At 71.9% G+C, this 16,790-nt stretch carries 12 protein-coding genes; 6 read left to right on the forward strand and 6 right to left on the reverse strand.

All coding sequences use genetic code 11. The features are described from left to right. Nucleotides 1-6: 6 nt before the first annotated feature. Both ACMCNO_RS01140 and ACMCNO_RS01145 read right to left on the reverse strand, forming a co-directional pair. Entirely contained in the window at nt 7-1,908 is a 1,902-nt protein-coding gene (locus ACMCNO_RS01140; protein ID WP_412753573.1) for a hypothetical protein, read from the reverse strand. Between the two features lie 64 nt (nt 1,909-1,972). After that, nucleotides 1,973-2,749, reverse strand: coding sequence for a deoxyribonuclease IV (locus tag ACMCNO_RS01145; protein WP_412747567.1), 777 nt, complete (start codon nt 2,747-2,749; stop codon nt 1,973-1,975). 147 nt (nt 2,750-2,896) lie between these two features. On the opposite strand from ACMCNO_RS01145, the gene ACMCNO_RS01150 reads away from it, so the two are divergent. The 5 genes from ACMCNO_RS01150 (at nt 2,897) to rplI (ending at nt 5,881) form a co-directional block, all read left to right on the forward strand. Beyond that, nucleotides 2,897-3,874 (forward strand): hypothetical protein, encoded by a 978-nt coding sequence (locus tag ACMCNO_RS01150; protein ID WP_412747568.1) that lies wholly within the window; start codon nt 2,897-2,899, stop codon nt 3,872-3,874. 338 nt (nt 3,875-4,212) lie between these two features. After that, nucleotides 4,213-4,503 carry a 30S ribosomal protein S6 gene (gene rpsF / locus ACMCNO_RS01155; RefSeq protein ID WP_106128737.1) on the forward strand — a complete coding sequence of 97 codons (291 nt, stop codon included), beginning with the start codon at nt 4,213-4,215 and terminating at the stop codon, nt 4,501-4,503. Nucleotides 4,504-4,580: 77 nt separating this feature from the next. Further along, nucleotides 4,581-5,123, forward strand: coding sequence for a single-stranded DNA-binding protein (locus tag ACMCNO_RS01160; RefSeq protein WP_412747569.1), 543 nt, complete (start codon nt 4,581-4,583; stop codon nt 5,121-5,123). A gap of 54 nt (nt 5,124-5,177) precedes the next feature. Continuing rightward, nucleotides 5,178-5,417: a 30S ribosomal protein S18 gene (gene rpsR, locus ACMCNO_RS01165; protein ID WP_412747570.1), complete on the forward strand. Its 240-nt coding sequence runs from the start codon at nt 5,178-5,180 to the stop codon at nt 5,415-5,417. Between the two features lie 14 nt (nt 5,418-5,431). Next, entirely contained in the window at nt 5,432-5,881 is a 450-nt protein-coding gene (gene rplI, locus ACMCNO_RS01170; RefSeq protein WP_412747571.1) for a 50S ribosomal protein L9, read from the forward strand. A gap of 109 nt (nt 5,882-5,990) precedes the next feature. On the opposite strand, the gene ACMCNO_RS01175 is transcribed toward rplI, so the two are convergent. Next, the gene (locus ACMCNO_RS01175; RefSeq protein WP_412747572.1) at nt 5,991-9,002 is read right to left on the reverse strand and encodes a hypothetical protein; all 3,012 of its coding nucleotides are present in this window, start codon (nt 9,000-9,002) and stop codon (nt 5,991-5,993) included. 567 nt (nt 9,003-9,569) lie between these two features. Here ACMCNO_RS01175 and dnaB point away from each other — a divergent pair. Next, complete coding sequence (gene dnaB / locus ACMCNO_RS01180) at nt 9,570-12,209, forward strand: replicative DNA helicase (RefSeq protein WP_412747573.1); 2,640 nt, start codon at nt 9,570-9,572, stop codon at nt 12,207-12,209. Nucleotides 12,210-12,325: 116 nt separating this feature from the next. Here the strand turns inward: dnaB and ACMCNO_RS01185 are convergent, their stop codons facing one another. The 3 genes from ACMCNO_RS01185 to ACMCNO_RS01195 are packed head-to-tail and all read right to left on the reverse strand — an operon-like array spanning nt 12,326 to nt 16,675. After that, entirely contained in the window at nt 12,326-12,769 is a 444-nt protein-coding gene (locus ACMCNO_RS01185) for a zf-TFIIB domain-containing protein (RefSeq protein WP_412747574.1), read from the reverse strand. Nucleotide 12,770: 1 nt separating this feature from the next. Beyond that, a complete protein-coding gene (locus tag ACMCNO_RS01190; RefSeq protein WP_412753574.1) occupies nt 12,771-14,147 on the reverse strand; it encodes a glycosyltransferase 87 family protein in 1,377 nt (458 codons plus the stop codon). Next, complete coding sequence (locus ACMCNO_RS01195) at nt 14,147-16,675, reverse strand: putative bifunctional diguanylate cyclase/phosphodiesterase (protein WP_412747575.1); 2,529 nt, start codon at nt 16,673-16,675, stop codon at nt 14,147-14,149. Before ACMCNO_RS01195 ends, ACMCNO_RS01190 begins: the two co-directional genes overlap by 1 nt. Nucleotides 16,676-16,790: the final 115 nt, after the last annotated feature.

A 16,790-nucleotide genomic window follows, 5' to 3' on the forward strand; every position in this document is an offset into this window, starting at 1 on the left:
CTGATGTCAGGGGATGTGGAACAGAACGGTGTCCTCGTCCAGGTCTTCCCGGGTGATTCCGAGTGGATCCACCGGAACATCGCCCGCGCGTTCCCACGGGGTGCCCGCCGCCTGCGAGCGCACCAGCAACACGGTCTGCACCCCGAGCCCGCGCAGGTACGCGATGCTGGCCTGGTCCGGGAACGTGACCGCGTTGCGGCGCAGCTCCGCCTGGTGCGCCGGGGCGAACGCGCCACCGCCGTTGGCCAGCGGCTGGAACCGCGACGTCGACCAGAGCATGACGGTCTGATCGCTCAGTGTGAAGGTGGGCAGCACCAGAGTCGAGCTGGCGACCGTACGCATGGCCTCGGGTTGAAGGGGAACGACCGGATGAGCGGTGACCCCCCAGCCCTCGACCAGCACCAGAGCGAGTGGCACGAGCGTGGCCGCGCGTAGCCACGGGCCCGGCCACGGAGGCATCCGCTGCGCGGACAGTTGCTCGGCGCGCCGGACGAACTCGTCGGCCGCACCCGCCGCCAGCACGGCCAGCAGCAGGGTCACCCAGAGCATGAGACGGCCCGGGATCCGCACGCCGAACGAGCCGGGCAGGTGGCCGAACAGCGGCAGGTACGTCCAGCGGCCGTCGAAGACGGTGGTGCCGAGCGTCAGCACCACCGCGGCCGCGAGGGCGAGCAGCATGACGAAGCGCTGACGCCAGGTCCAGATGGAGAAGACCAGGCCGACCAGGGCGAGCGTGTACAGGACGAAGCCCGGCAACAGGCTCATCTCGGCGGCCCAGCGCAGCGACGCGCGCGGAACCGCATGCGCGGCACCCCAGATCCGGGACTCGGCCGGGCCGATGAGCAGACTGTGCACCGGCGGCGAGAAGAACCGCACCTCCGTCCCGGCGGGGCCGGTGGCCCCGGCACGCAGGTAGGGCAGCGCGATGAGCAGCCCCACACCGGCCACGATGAGGATCCCCAGCAGGTCGGTGACGAGCAGCCGCCACCCCAGCACCGGGCCCTGGCCGCGGCGGCGCAGTCGTCGGATCGGCGCCGCGACCAGCACGACGAGGACCAGGAAAGCCAGCACGTACGCGAAGGGCAGGCCCTGCGCGAAACCGAGGCTGATCTGCCAGGCGGCCAGCAACCAGCCCGCCACGGCCCAGCGGGCGCGTCGTCGGGCGGGCCGGAAACCGTACCGCAGGGACCAGCCGTGCCCGCGGGCGAGCATCGCGAGCGCCAACGGGATCGCGCCGACCGACACGATGTCGAGGTGGCCCTCCTGCGCCAGCCGCCACGGCGCGTACGCGAACGCGACCGCGCCCACCGCGGCACCGGTGCGCCGGGCGCCGAGCTGGCGGATCAACGTGTACCCGCCCAGGGTCAGCAGCGCGTGGGCCAGGACGAACAGGATGTTGTAGCGCAGCACCGCCGCGTCCGGTCCGGTGCCCAGCATCCCGGCGGGAGCGTAGCCGAGCAGGCTGTCGCCGAACGCGAACGAGTGAGGCAGGGGGAAGAACGCGTTCGCGTGCCAGAGCCGGGCCGGGTCGGTGATCAGGATGTGTCCGGCCCAGGAGACCTGCCAGGCCTGGCGGGACGGATCGTAGAGGTCCTGCGGGAGGGTGCGCAGCGGGTAGCGCAGGGCGGGCCAGGTCATCGCCACTGCGAGGAGCAGGGAGGCGTAGCCGGCCAGGGCGTACTCGTGGATCAGGCCGCGGCGCAGGGCGCGGACGGCTCGACGGAGCCGGCCGGGGGTGCGCTCCGGGGTGGTGGCGAACGCGGTCCACGGATCTGGGGGCGCGCCGGGCGGCCGGGTGGCGGGCAGCTCCGAGCGGCCCTGGTCCAGCTTGTCCCCCGGCTGCGCCGAAGCTGGTGCCTCGGTGGGTCTTCGCTCGCTCGTCGGCGTGTTGGCGGGCTGGTCGGCCATGGCCGATGGGTCGGGGCTGAGCTGCGGCTGGTCGGTTGTCACGCCATCACCTCCTGCCGCTGCGTCAGCTGCCCGCCCGCTCCCGCAGCAGGGCGATGTCGGCGGACTGGCCAGCCGCGCCACCGGGCGTCTCGACGATGACGGGTGCCCCGGCCGCACGGATCACTGCCACCACCAGGTCCGGCCCGATCTTGCCATTGCCGAGGTTGTCATGCCGGTCGCGGCCCGAGTCGAACGGGTCCTTCGAATCGTTCGCATGGATCAGGTCGATGCGGCCGGTGATGGCCTTCACCCGGTCGACGATGCCGAGCAGCTCCTCGCCACCCGCGTGGGCGTGGCAGGTGTCCAGGCAGAAGCCCGCACCGAACTCGCCGATCGCATCCCAGAGCCGGGCGAGGTTGTCGAAGCGGCGGGCCATCGCGCGCTCGCCGCCCGCGGTGTTCTCGATCAGGACCGGCAGCGGCAGGCCGCCCTCCTTTTCCGCGTACGCAAAAGTCTTGCGCCAGTTGTCGACGCCGACCGCGGGGTCGTCGCCGTCGCCGACGTGGCCGCCGTGCACGATCAGGCCGCGCGCGCCGATCTCGGCCGCCGCCCGGGCGTGGGTGAGCAGCAGCTTGCGGCTCGGGATGCGGATGCGGTTGTTGAGCGTGGCCACATTCACGATGTACGGCGCGTGGATGTAGACCGCCACGTCCGAGGCGCGCAAAGCCTCGGCGTCGGGGCGCGGGGCGGGCGTCTTCCAGCCCTGCGGGTCGGAGAGGAAGAACTGCACCGCGTCCGCGTTGCGGGCGGCGGCTTCGGCGAGGGGGTCGCCGGGATCGACATGGGCTCCGATGCGCATGGGTCGAGCCTACGACGGGGGTACGACGTAACCGGATGCACCAGTCGGCGACGCCGTGCGTCACCGGGCTCCTCCGCGTCTCGTTAACCGAGGGATTCTGCAGGTCAATGCGCCGGTGCAGGCCGGCCGAACCGGGGAGATGGGTGCATGTCGCGTCAGTTCCGACACGTGGGTGCGGCGATGGCGCTGGGCGGCCTGCTTCTCGGCGCCCCGCTGCTGACGAACGAGAACGCCAGCGCGGAGCAGTCCGCCGAGGGCCGGCCCGGGGCGTCCCTCGGGGCGCACACCCTCGAGCTGGCCTGCAAATCCACACCGGACCTGGAGGTCGTCACGGCCCGGGCCGAACGGGTCCGGGCGAAAAGGCGGGGCGCCAGCCCCCAGCGGGTAGTGGCGCAGCGCGGCACCCACCGCAAGCCGGTCAGCCGCCACGGCGCCACCGAGGCGACGTTCGTGCGGGCCCTGAGCGCACCGACGGACGACCCGACGTGCGCACTGACCGACGAGTCGACGCCGGTCGTCGCGCCGCCCACGCAGACTTCGGTGCCGCCGTCGAGCGTGCCGGTCCCGATCCCGGTGCCGTCCGGCTCCCCCAACGTGACGACGACCCCGTCCGGCCAGGGCACGCCGTCGAACTCGGTGGGCGCTGGTTCGTCCGTGCCGCCGCCGGTGACCCAGACCACCCGCCCGCAGCGGCCCCCGACCGTCCGGCCGGGCACCTCGCGGCCGACCCTGCCGCGACCGGTACCGGTCACGACCGCACCGACCACGGCCGTGATCGAGCCGGTCGGCGGTAACAACGCCGGGTCCCAGGATGGCCCCACCCGCAGGGACACGGTGGCCGCCGCACCCGTGATCGCGGGGCTTCCGCCGGGCGGCCCCAGCTCGCTGGCCACCGGCGTGACCGCGGTCGAGGGTCCGCCGACCACCGATGCCGTCCCCGGCACGACGTCCGCTGGGCCGGCGGCGGTGGTGAGCGCCGGGGAGCCCACGGCGTTGCCGCCGGTGCCGGACGATGCCCCGATCGGCCTGCTGGCGCTGACCGCTCTGGTCTGCGCCGCGGGAGTGTCTTCAGGCACGATTCGGGCAATAGTGGCGCAACGTGCATCTCGGGCAATGATGGCGTAGACTCCCGGTCAGAAAGCTCCGCGGGGCGGCTGCGTCCAACCTCATCGGTGTGGTCGTTCCTCCCCAGGTCCCACCCAGCGAAAGCGGACCGGACGCCCCGCGGCTCTCCCACGAACGGCCCCGTCCCTGCCCGGACGGGGCCGTTCCGGTTTGTTCGGCGGGTTTTTGCGCTCGGTGGGCGCGCCGGTATGCTTGCCCGGTCCGCCGGGTGACCGCCGTGGGCCAATCGCTCCACGGCGTTGCTGTGGGTCGACCACGACGTCGCACGGCGGCGGACAGCAAGACCTCCTGCCACGGAGAGACCGTGGCCGTTTAAGCCCACAGGAGGTGAGAACGTCTTGCGTCATTACGAACTCATGGTGATCCTCGACCCCAGTCTCGAGGAGCGCACCGTCGCCCCGTCGCTCGACACGTACCTGAACGTGATCCGTACCGCGGGCGGCTCGGTGGAGAAGCTCGACGTGTGGGGCCGTCGCCGGCTCTCGTTCGAGATCAACAAGAAGTCAGAGGGCATCTACGCCGTCGTGGACCTGCAGGCGACGCCGGAGGCCGTGGCTGAGCTGGACCGTCAGCTGCGCCTCAACGAGTCCATCCTGCGTACCAAGGTCATCCGGCCCGAGACGCGCTGACTTACCGTCCCCGTCGTTTCTGTCGTAGGACTCTGCGAGTCTCATCCCAGCAAACGCGAGGACGCGAGGAGAAGGTCATGGCAGGAGACACCACCATCACGGTCATCGGCAACTTGACCGACGACCCTGAGCTGCGCTTCACCCCGTCCGGTGCGGCGGTCGCCAAGTTCCGCGTCGCATCGACGCCGCGGTTCCTGGACAAGGCATCCGGCGAATGGAAGGACGGCGAGCCGCTCTTCCTGGCGTGCAACATCTGGCGCGACGCCGCGGAGCACGTGGCCGAGTCGCTTCAGCGTGGCGCCCGCGTCATCGTCACGGGCCGGCTGCGCCAGCGCTCGTACGAGACGCGCGAGGGTGAGAAGCGCACCGTCATCGAGCTCGAGGTCGACGAGATCGGCCCGTCGCTGCGCTACGCCACGGCGAAGGTGCAGAAGATGTCGCGCTCCGGCGGCGGTGGGGGCGGCTTCGGCGCCTCCGGCGGTGGTGGCAACCGGCAGCAGGCCAACGGCGGCGGTGGGGGCGGCGGATTCGACGACCCCTGGGCCACGGCTGCCCCTGCCCAGCCCTCCGGCAGCCGCTCCGGCGGCGGCAACAACTTCGACGACGAGCCACCTTTCTAGCGGGCGGGGCGGCCCTGCCGCCCGGCACGCGACATGACATCAGGAGCAAGAGCAATGGCGAAGGCTGCGGCACTGCGCAAGCCGAAGAAGAAGGTGAACCCGCTCGACAAGGAGGGGATCACCTACATCGACTACAAAGACACCCAGCTGCTGCGGAAGTTCATCTCCGACCGGGGCAAGATCCGCGCTCGGCGAGTCACCGGTGTGAACTCCCAGCAGCAGCGGCAGATCGCCCGCGCGGTCAAGAACGCCCGCGAGATGGCGCTTCTGCCGTACACGGCCTCGGCGCGCTGAGAGGAGGCACCCAGATGAAGATCATTCTCACCCATGAGGTGTCGGGTCTCGGGACCCCCGGCGACATCGTCGAGGTCAAGAACGGCTACGGCCGCAACTACCTGCTTCCGCAGGGCTTCGCGATCGCCTGGACCAAGGGCGCCGAGAAGCAGGTGGCGGTCATCCGCCGGGCCCGCGAAGCCCGCGAGATTCGCGACCTCGGCCAGGCCAATGAGGTCAAGGGCCAGCTCGAGGGCCTCAAGGTCACGCTGACGGCGCGCTCCGGCAACGGCGGCCGCCTGTTCGGCTCGATCACCCCGGCCGAGATCACCGACGCGGTCAAGGCCGCCGGCGGTCCGGCCCTGGACCGGCGGCGCCTCGAGCTGCCCGGCCACATCAAGACCACGGGCTCCTACAAGGTCCAGGTCAAGCTGCACCCCGAGGTGACCGCCACGTTCCCGGTGAACGTGGTCGCCGCCAAGTAACAGGCACACTGCGACAGGCGCACCGGCTCAGCCGGTGCGCCTGTCGGCGTTTTCGGGGTTCGTGGTGTCGCCCGGCCGCGTGGGACCCTGTTCCCGGACGCGCAGAGCGTCAGCTCAGAGAGTTGCCGGTGATCGCGGAGGTCAGCACCGTGGCGATGCCACCGCCCACGACCGCCGCGGCCAGGCCGACGCTGGCGGCCTTCCACGAGCCGCTGGCCCGGCGCAAGCCGACAGCCACGGCGATGCTCAGCACCAGCGACAGCGCGAACTGCGGAGCCGCCTTGGCCAGCGTGCCGAGCGCGTGCGCCTGCTGGGCGCCGTTGAGCACCAGCATGGCGAGGACGAACAACACCACCGGGACGCCGTACCAGATGACGGTGTAACCCACCGCGGCCAGCGGCCCGCCGGTGTCCTCCTCGATCTCGTCCTCATCCGGCTCCAGCAGGCTCGTCTGCCGCCGCTCCGACACGGCCGCCAGACCACCGACGGCGCGACGCTCATACGAGCCGGTCGCCGCGCTCTCGTATGCGGTCACCGGGCGCGGCGGCCACTGGGTGTCCGGCGGATCCTGCCAGCGGCCAGCCGAACGCGCACCGACCAGCATCGGCTCACGCGACTCCGCGCGTGCGGCCGATCCACCTCCGTTGTCCGCCGGCCTGCCGGAGACGGGTACGGACGCCTTGCCGGCGGCACGCCCCGGCGGGTTCTGCGACGACGGGCGGGACGAGCCGTCGGTCAGGCCACCCTGCGCCGCCATCTCGCGCCGCCAGTCGCCGGTGTTGCCGTCGCGGTAGCTCGCGGTGCCCGACCCCGGCTGGTCCCGGCCGGTGGTGCCCGGGCCCGGGTTCAGCGCGCGGATCTCGGTGGCGGCCTCGCCGGGCGACGGCCGCTGGTCCGAGCGCAGCTCCGCGCGGAGTTCCGCCTGCAGCTCCTGCCGCCAGGCCTGGGTCGGCGCGTCCTCCAGGCGGGTCATCCGCCAGTTGTCGCGCTCCGGCTGCGGCTCGGAATCACGGCGCCAGGCCTCGGGGTCCAGCGGCCCGCCGGTACCGCCGTCGCCGGCCGCCCGACGGTCGTCATCGTCGTCGTCATCACCCGCTCGGCGCCGTCCACCGCGGCGCGACTCATCGCGCCAGCTGCCCGCGGCGCCGTCGTCGCGGCGAGGCGCGTCGCGCCACTCCCCGGTACGCGCCTCCCGGCGGGGCTCCTCGCGCCACTCTCCGGGCCGCCCGGTGCGCATGGACTCGTCGCGCCATTCGCCCGCGCGGGTGCCGCGGCGGGGTTCGTCGCGCCATCCAGGACGATCGTCCGGCTCCGGCGCGTAACCACGCCCGCCCACCGGGCCTTCCGCCTCGTACCCGCGTCGCCGGGTCGGGAGCTCGGGCTCGTACCCGCGCTGTCCGCTCGGCAGCTCGGGCTGGTATCCGCGCTGTCCGTCCGGCAGCTCGGGAGGGTATCCGCGCTGGCCGCTCGGGGGTTCGGGCTCGTATCCACGGCGCCGGGCGGGCGGCTCGGTCGCGTCCGGAGCCGACCGCCGGCCGTCGGTGCGCGGCTCCTGCGGCTGCCAGGGCAGCGGGATGACGCCGGTTTCGGCGGCGCCGTCCGCCCACGGGTCCGACGCCGGACCGGGGTCGCGGCGAGGGCGTTGCTGCCGCGGCGCACGGTCCGTGCGCTCCGCGGAGTCTTCGTCTTCCTCGAACAGGCTCCACTGGCCCGTGTCGGGATCACGGCGCCAGTCGTCGTCCTCGTAGCGCCGGTCCGGCGTGGCCAGGTCGGCTCGCCAGTTCGCCGCCTCGGGGTCGGGCTCGGCCCGCCGGCTGCGCGACGGCGGGCGTTCCGGCTCCGTACGCCGCAGGCGTGCGCTGGACTGTCCCGGGTCGGCGTCCCACTGCCGCTGCGGTTCCGCGTCCCAGCCTTGCGAGGCGGGCGGTTCCTGGCCCGGGCGCCAGCCGCGGGACGTCGACTGCCCCGGATCGGTGTACGCGGGCATCGTGCCGGTGTCGGTGTGCCCGGCCCAGTTGTCCGCCTCCGTACGGGTCGACCAGCCCGTACCGCCTTCCGGCGGGCGCCGGCGCCCCGACTGGTCAGCCAGGCCCGTGGTGCCGGCGGCCGACTCCTGTCGCCACCGCTCGCGGTCGTCGTCGCGTACCAGATGGCGGCCGGAGTCGTGGGGCGCGGGCGCGGCCCAGGAGCCCGGCTCCGCGGGAGCGGACCAGCCCGGTGCGGTTCCGGGGGTGGGCCCGGGCTGCTGCCAGCTCGGTGTCGTCTCGGCGCGCTGCCAGCTCGCCGTACTCTCCGGATCGCGCACGGAGGCGCCATCCGTCCGCGACCAGCTGCCGGAACGTGGTTCCTCGCGAGGCTGTTGCCACGACGGACCCGTATCGACGAGCTGCTGCCATGCCGGAGTGCTCGGCGTCGACCGGCCGGTGTCCTGCTGCCACGGCGGTGTGCTCGCGGCGCTCTGCTCCCAGGGCGGGACGGCCGGACCGGCCTGTTCCCAGGGTGGCGTGGCCGCGGCACCACCCTGCTCCCAGCCCGGCGTGGTGGCCGGCTGCTGCCACGGCGCGCTGGCGCCGGGCTGCCAGGGCGGCGTCGGCGCCGCGAACTGCTGCCACGCCGGGCGGGTGTCGCCGCCCGGCTGCCATGGTGGGTCGGGCGCGGGCGAGCCAGCCGCCGCGCCGTTGCCGTTGTCGGCCGCGGGCTGGCGGGAGTCCTGGCCCCCGGCCGGGTCGTCCGCAGCCGGGGACTGCCACGCCGAACTCGAAATCGCCCGTCGGCCGGTGGTCGGTGGGGCGACCTGCGGCGGCAGGTCAGCCGCGCCCGCGCTGCCGGTTTGCCACGCCTCGGTGGTGGATCGCCAACCATGGGTGCCGGAGGTGGAGCGCCACTCCGTCGTCTGCCGCCAGCGTGCGGTCTCGGTCGTGGCCTGCCACTCGGCGGTCTCCGTACGCCAGCCGACGCCGTCGGCGGGATATCCGGAGCGGGTCGTCGGCACGACCTCGGACCAGCGGCTCACGGACTGCCATTGCCCGTTCTGATCCGTGGTGGTCGCGGGCAGGTTCGCCTGCTGCGCCCACTGGTCGGCGCGGCGCGACCAGGCGACGGCCTCGGGGATCGGCTGCATGCTGCCGGTGTCAGTGACAGAACCCGTAGTCAGGGACGTATCATCTGATTCGGGATTTTCTGGACCGGCGGTTGGGGACCACGACTCCGGCGTGCGCCTGTCTCGCGGCAGGCGGGCGCCGTAGTCCCACTCCCGTTGGTCCACGACAAAAGGGTGACGTCCGCGAGGCCGAACCGCAACGCCCTGACGCGACGGCTTCGTCACGCAAGGCAGTCTTTCTCGTTGCCCGGCCTCCACAGCATGCCCCGCGCCGCAGCTCATGGCGTGTTCCGACGCCTCGCCGGACCGGTTCGGCGAGGCGGCCAACAGCCGCCCACCTTTTTCCTCTCCACACCATGGGGACGGCGAAATCGCACGTCAGGTGCCCTGGCGCGGCAGCGTCCCCAGCCGTTGTACACAGGCTGTGCACAGGACCGCGCACAGGCTGGGTCGGCCTTTCCACAGGTTGTCCCGAGGGCCGTCCACCGCGCGGCTTGGGCGGGTGGCCCGCGGGTCCGTATGGTTACCGCGCCGTGCCCGGCCCCCCGTGGAGAATTCCCCGGAACGGCCGAGCCGGGCAGCCGGAAAATGTCAGACCCCGGGTGTTCGATCACGACGGCGCGAACGGCGAGCTGGGGGAGGTCCGGAGTGTCGGTCACCGACGACGCACGGCCAGACTCCCGCCCGTCTCCACCGGGGGGCCGCGCCCCGGCCGGCGCGGGCGCGAGCGGCGGCCCTCCGGGCGGCGGCGGTCCGCCACGCGACGGCGCCCCGAGCGGCGGCTTCGACAAGTCGCCGCCGCAGGACATCGCCGCCGAGCAGAGCGTCCTCGGCGGCATGCTGCTGTCCAAGGACGCGATCGCCGACGTCGTCGAGATTCTCAAGTCCCACGACTTCTACCGGCCAGTGCACGCCACGGTCTTCGACACCATTCTCGATCTGTACGGTCGCGGCGAGCCGGCCGACGGCATCACGGTCGCGGCGGCCCTGGCCGACTCCGGCGACCTGCAGCGCGTCGGCGGGGTGCCGTATCTGCACACGCTGATCGAGAGCGTTCCGACCGCCGCCAACGCCTCCTACTACGCCCGGATCGTCTCCGAGCGGGCCGTGCTCCGCCGCCTCGTCGAAGCGGGCACGAAGATCGTCCAGCTCGGGTACGGCACCGGCGGCAATGGTGGGCGCGACGTCGACGACATCGTCGACCTGGCCCAGCAGGCGGTGTACGACGTCACCGAGCGGCGGGTCAGCGAGGACTTCGCGGTGCTCGCCGACATGCTCCAGCCGACCCTCGACGAGATCGAGGCGGTCGGTGCCACCAACGGGATGATGACCGGCGTGCCTACCGGGTTCTCCGACCTGGACCGGCTGCTCAACGGCCTGCACCCGGGCCAACTGATCATCGTCGCGGGTCGGCCGGGTTTGGGAAAGGCGCTTGCTCTGGATACGCCCATTCCCACGCCGGACGGATGGACGACGATGGGACGCCTGACGGTAGGCGACGTGGTTCTCGGCGAGGACGGACGGCCGACGAAGGTCGTCGAGGCGTTTCCGATCCTCCACGGTCGGCGCTGCTACGAAGTCGAATTCTCCGACGGGTCGGTGATCGTCGCAGACGGCGAACATCTGTGGAAGACCGCAACGCGGGCCGCACGGCGGCAGCGCAGCGAGAACACGCTCGCCTTCCAGCGGCGCGAGGAAGCCAGAAACGCGCTGCCCGTCATGCACACCGTCGCCAAGCAGGCCGGCACGGTGGGCACACTGACACGGCAGTACACCCGCCGGGGGGAGCCGTGGAGCAGGCAAGTCCAGGCATATTCGAGCCGTGCCTTGTTCGAGGCATTGCATCAGCGTGTTCGGCGCCGCATGAACGCGGAAACCACCGCGGACCACCCTGGCGTGGTTTCTACGGAGCAGATCGCGCGGACCCTGCGCTTTCCGACAGACGGCAGGCTCAACCACTCGGTAGACAACTGTCAGCCGCTCGCCTTGGCGCATCGAAGCGATCTCCCTGTCCCGCCGTACACGCTGGGTGCCTGGCTGGGCGACGGATCCGCTGATGGCAGCGGGTTCACGACCGCAGACCCGGAAATGTCGGCCAACAAGCACATCCCGATGGCGTACCTCAGATCGTCTGAGAGCCAGCGCAGGGCGCTACTTGCGGGCTTGATGGACGCCGACGGCACCGTCACACCGACAGGCAGCCTTCAGTTCACTGTTACCTCGGAACGCCTTGCGGTTGACGTACGCGAACTGGTTGTTGGCCTTGGCTACCGGTGTTCTCTGACCACCAAGCCCGTTCCTGGGCGAAAGCCAGACTCCTCGATCGCGTACACCCTGAACTTCTCCACGGCGGATCGCGTGTTCCGGCTTGCCCACAAGGAACAGGCGCACCGAACGCGCTGCCGGACCACAACCACAGCACGAACGGGCCTGCGCTACATCGTTGACGTCCGGCCGGTGCCGAGCGTGCCCGTTCGCTGCATCATGGTGGACAACGCGGATCACATGTACCTCGCCGGTCGATCAATGATTCCCACCCACAACTCGACTGCGTCGATGGACTTCGCCCGCAACGCCGCGATCCGCGCGAACTGTGCCAGTGCCATCTTCTCGCTGGAGATGAGCAAGATCGAGATCGTCATGCGGCTGCTGTCGGCGGAGGCTCGGGTACCTCTGCACGTCCTGCGCTCCGGCCAGCTCTCCGACGACGACTGGACGAAGCTGGCCCGGCGGATGGGCGAGATCAGCGAAGCCCCCATCTTCGTCGACGACACCCCGAGCATGAACCTGATGGAGATCCGGGCCAAGGCCCGCCGCCTCAAGCAGCGCCACGACCTCAAGCTCATCGTCGTCGACTACCTGCAGCTGATGACCTCCCCGAAGCGCACCGAGAGTCGCCAGCAGGAGGTCGCCGACCTGTCGCGGGGACTCAAGCTGCTGGCCAAAGAGGTCGAGTGCCCGGTGATCGCGGTGAGCCAGCTGAACCGCGGCCCCGAACAACGTACCGACAAGCGGCCCCAATTGTCCGATCTGCGGGAAAGTGGATCAATCGAGCAGGATGCCGATGTTGTCATACTTCTGCATCGCGACGACTACTACGACAAGGAATCGCCGCGCGCCGGCGAGGCGGACTTCATCGTCGCGAAGCATCGGAACGGGCCGACCGACACGGTGACTGTGGCGGCGCAACTTCACCTGTCCCGCTTCGTCGACATGGCGATCGTCTGACTGCGGTCAATGCGACCAACACCCGTGGCGTCTGCCGGGCCCGACGTCCGAACCCCGATCACCGGGGGCCGCCTGCTGAACAAGCGGCCCCGGTTGACTCGCGGTGGTTCGGGCGATCAGTCGAACAGTTCGTTCAGGAAGCTCTTCCGGCGCCGGTAGTGACCGTGATGCCGGTAATGCCCATGATGGCGGTAGTGGCCGTGGTGCCCGTAGACGGGCGCCGCCGGCGGATACCCATGCGCGGCCGGAGCCCCGTACGGAGCCGGCGGGGGCGGCGGAGCGTAGCCACCACCGTGGTGACCCGGCGCGGGTGGCGCAGCGTAGCCGCCGTGGGCGGGCGGGGGCGGCGGGGGCGCGTACGCCCCGGGCTGCGGAGCCCCGGACTGCGGTGGCCGGCCGGCCGCCTGACGGCTGTTCCAGTTGGCCTCGGCCTCGAACAGCTTCTCCAGCTCCCCGCGGTCGAGGAAGATGCCGCGGCATTCGGTGCACTGGTCGATCGTGACCCCGCTGCGCTCGTACTGCCGCATCTCACCGTGACACTTCGGACAGGTCATCTGCATCTCACACACGGTACAAGGCCGCGTCATCGCGGGGTGCCGTTGTGGCTGAGTACTTCCTGAGTGCCGGCGTCCAGGCCAGCAGCGCCAGCGGATACAGCAGGTAGCCGAACCGGGTGGTCGGCATGAGCAGGATCGCGGCCAGCAGGCCGTACCCGCAGAACAGTGCCGCGGTCGCGGCCGTGCGTGGTGGGCGACGCAGCAGCAGCATCGCGATCGTGAGCCCGGCCGCGCCGAGCAGCGCCGCCGCGACGTACCGGCCGCCGGGCAGGGCCGAGGCGATGAGCTGGCCGGGGAACGGGGACTGCGCGGGGCTGTGCACCAGGCCGTGCCCGAGCGGGAAGCGCAGCACGTTCTCCGTCAGCGCGTCCGCGTCGACCAGCAGTGCGGGGAGCAGGGCCAGCAACGGCAGCCCGATGGCCCCGGGCAGCAGGCGGCGGCCGCGCCGGGCGGTCAGGGCGAACACCACGAGTACGGCGGCGACGGGCAGCGCGAAGAGCTTGGCCGCGGCGGCCACCCCGACGGCGACACCCGCGGCGGCGAACCGGCCGGTCGCGCAGCACGCGAGGGCCAGCAGGCACAGGGCGAGAACGGGCAGGTCGTCGCCGCCCGTGGCCAATGTCAGGGCGCAGATCGGGAGCACCGTCGCGAACTGTGTGGCGCGCACCCGTGCGGCCGGGTCGGCAAGCCGCAGGAGTACGACCGCGGCGATCAGGGCGGCCGCGGTGACCACCGCGAACCACACCCGGGCATCGGTCCACCAGGCGCCACCCATGGCGGCCCGGGGCAGCCCGAACACGGCCATGCCCGGCTGGTACGGGGCGTACCCGAGCAGCCGTTCCGACTCCGGCAGCGCCGCGATGGCGTCGCGCCCCAGGTACGGTGTCCCGCTCTCCAGGAGCCGCCGCCCCATCTGCTCGACGACCAGCACTTCTTCCTGGGCGCGGTCGGTGCGCCCGCCGGCGCGCTGCACCGCTTCGACGATCAGCGGCAGCAGCGCCACCCCGGCCCAGACCAGCCAGGCCAGCGGGGCGCGCCCGCTCCAGGCCGGGTTTGAGGGTGATCCCCACCGGGAGGGAGGTTTCGAGGGCCGATTTCCAGGCAGGAGGCGGGCCGCCGCCGACGACGGCTGCTCGACCCCCGGTGCGGTGCCGAGCGGGTGGCCGTTGAAGCGCCGGGCGAGGAGCTGGCCGGTCACCACCACCGCGGCGATCAGATACGCCCACACCGCGATCGCGCCCCAGCCACGGTGCGGGAGCAGGGTGGAGGTCAGCGCGGTGGCCAGCGCGAATGCGGCGGACACCGCGTACAGGATGAGGTCGCCGACGAGGCCGTCGACGGCCCGGTCGACGCGCCTCAGCAGTCGGCCGGGGGCGGAGATCACGCGGGCAAGTGTGGCAGAGACGATCTCCCGTGGGCCCTGCGGCGGGGCAGGCGCACCACGGCGCCGGTCTCATGCAGGGCCTCAGCCAGTACCCCGGGGCGGCCCCCGGAGCCGCGCCGCAGCGCCGCCAGTAGGCGCCCGGCGCCCATGGGCCGGGCGAACAGGTGACCCTGACCGGCGACGCAGCCCAGCCGGAACAGGGCGTGTCGCTGGGGTTCGCTCTCCACGCCCTCGGCGACGACCGTGAGCTGGAGGCTGCGGGCCAGATCCACGGTGGACCGGATGACCGCCGCCGCCTCCGGGGAGGTCTCCACCGCCAGGACGAACTCCCGGTCGATCTTCAGCTCGTGCACGGGGATGCGCGACAGCACCGACAGTGACGAGACTCCGCTGCCGAAGTCGTCCAGCGCCAGCCGCACGCCCGCGTCGCGCAGCTCGCTCAGGGCGCGTTCGACGACTTCGAGCTGGCTGAGCGTGAGGGTCTCGGCGAGTTCGAGGACGAGCCGGTCGGCGGGTACGGCACGGTTGTGCAGGCGGGCCAGGACGGCCGCGGGGAACTGCGGATCGAGCAGGCTGCGCGGGGACACGTTGACCGCCACGGGCAGGTCGAAGCCCGCCTCCCGCCACGCGCCGGACGCGGTGAGCGACTGGTCGAGCACGGCGTCCGCGAATGCCGCGAGCTGCCCGGAACGTTCGACGGTCTCCAGGAAGTCCAGCGGCCGGAGGTGGCCGTGCTGGGGGTGGTGCCACCGGGCCAGTGCCTCGGCGGAGATCACCTCGCCGGTGCCGAGGTCGACGATCGGCTGGAAGTCGACCACGAACTGCTGTTCTGCGACGGCGCGGCGCAGTTCGCCGCCGAGCATCAGCCGTCCGAGGTCCGCGGTGTCGCGGGCGTGCGCGTACGTGGCGGTGCGCCGCCCGGAGCGTTTGGCCTGGTACATCGCCACGTCGGCGCGGCGCATCAGCTCTTCGACCCCGCCGGTGCCGGGGGCCAGCGCGATGCCGCCGGCCGCCTCGACCGTGAGCTGCATGCCGTCGACCTCGATGGTGCGGTCGAGTTGGGCCAGCATCGACTCGGCCCGGTGTGCCGCCATGGCGGGGGCGGGCAGGCCGGTCAGCAGGATCGCGAACTCGTCGCCGCCGAGCCGGGCGACGAGGTCGCCGGGCTGGGCGGCGTCCTGCAGGCGGCGGCCGACCTCGCGCAGGACGGCGTCACCGGCCGCGTGCCCGAGGGTGTCGTTGACCTCTTTGAAGTGGTTCAGGTCGATGAGCAGCAGAGCCAGGATGCCGCCCCCGGCGCCGTCCGCGATGCTGGCGCTGGTGCGTTCGTACAGTTTGCGGCGGTTGGGTAGGCCGGTGAGCGGGTCGTGGGTGGCGGCGTGCGCGTTCTCGGTGGAGATCCGGGCGAGTTCGGCGTACGCCTGCGCGTTGCGGATGGCGGTGCACAGGGCCGAGGCGAAGGTGCGCAGCTTGTACTGTTCGAACTCGGTGAAGTTGACCCGGTCCCGAAAGCGCAGCCGCAGTTCGCCCGCCCGGTAGCTGCCATCCGTGGTCTGGAGTTCGGCCGTGATCAGGTTGCCGTCCGGTGTGGACGCCGCGGGCGCCGGCCCGTCGAAGGTCACGCCGCGTTCCACGCCGCGCACGACCCGGTCGCTGGTTCCGTCCGCGAAGTCGATCTCCACGTCGTCGGCGGAGAAGATCTGCGCCGCCCGGGTGGACGCCAGGTGCAGCACCTCGGTGAGGTCGGGGACGTTGAGGGCGTCGATCGCGCGGGACAACCGCTGCCAGGATTCCCGTTCGACCCGGGTGCGTACCCGCCGCGAGTGCCAGAGGTGCACGCAGGCGATCAGCAGCGGGACGAGCAGCAGGAGCAGCGGGTCGCCGCGGTAGGCCAGGACCGCCACCACCCAGAGGACCGTGGCCAGGCGGAAGACGTGCCCCACGATCTTGACGTCGAGATTCATCCGGGCGACCCGGGCGATCGGGGCCTGCTGCACGATGGCCATCAGCGGGAAGAACACCAGGTCGTCGACGATCACCATGGCACCGAACGCGAGCGTGAGCGCGATCGGGTTGAAATGCGGACGGTCCGCGGCATGGTCCATACCGGAGGCGATCAGGACCAGGCCGGCGGCGGTGGCGGTCAGCACCTCCTTGGCCACGGCGAAGACGACCTTCCGCGGTGGCAGCCGGAGCAGCACCTTGTCGATGAGCGCACCCGCCACGGCCGCCAGCACGACCCATGGCACGGGCGCGAGGGCGAGGCCGACGAGCACGGGGACCTCGGCCCACGCGACGGCTTCGCCGTTGGAGCGTACGCGGACGTGGACCCGCAGCCGGTGGGCGAACACCGTGCCGCCGCAGATCGCGACCAGCAGCAGGGCGTCCGGCCAGCCCGGACGTGGGCGCACGGGCAGGGTCGCGTCGACGACCGCCGCGAACATCGCCAACACGACGACGAGACCGACGAACAGCCGTAGCTGTCGATCGGTCACGTCGTCGTCAAGACTCTTCGCGGATCGCATCCGACTCCTGATAACCGAGCACATCGGATACCCAGCACATCTCTCATGGCTCAGACATCAGCGTATCGACACGTGCACGCCGGCGCACGGTCAGTCACTCCCATTCGTTGCTGCG

The sequence above is a fragment of the Krasilnikovia sp. M28-CT-15 genome (assembly GCF_047159595.1).
Taxonomy (GTDB): Bacteria; Actinomycetota; Actinomycetes; order Mycobacteriales; family Micromonosporaceae; genus Actinoplanes.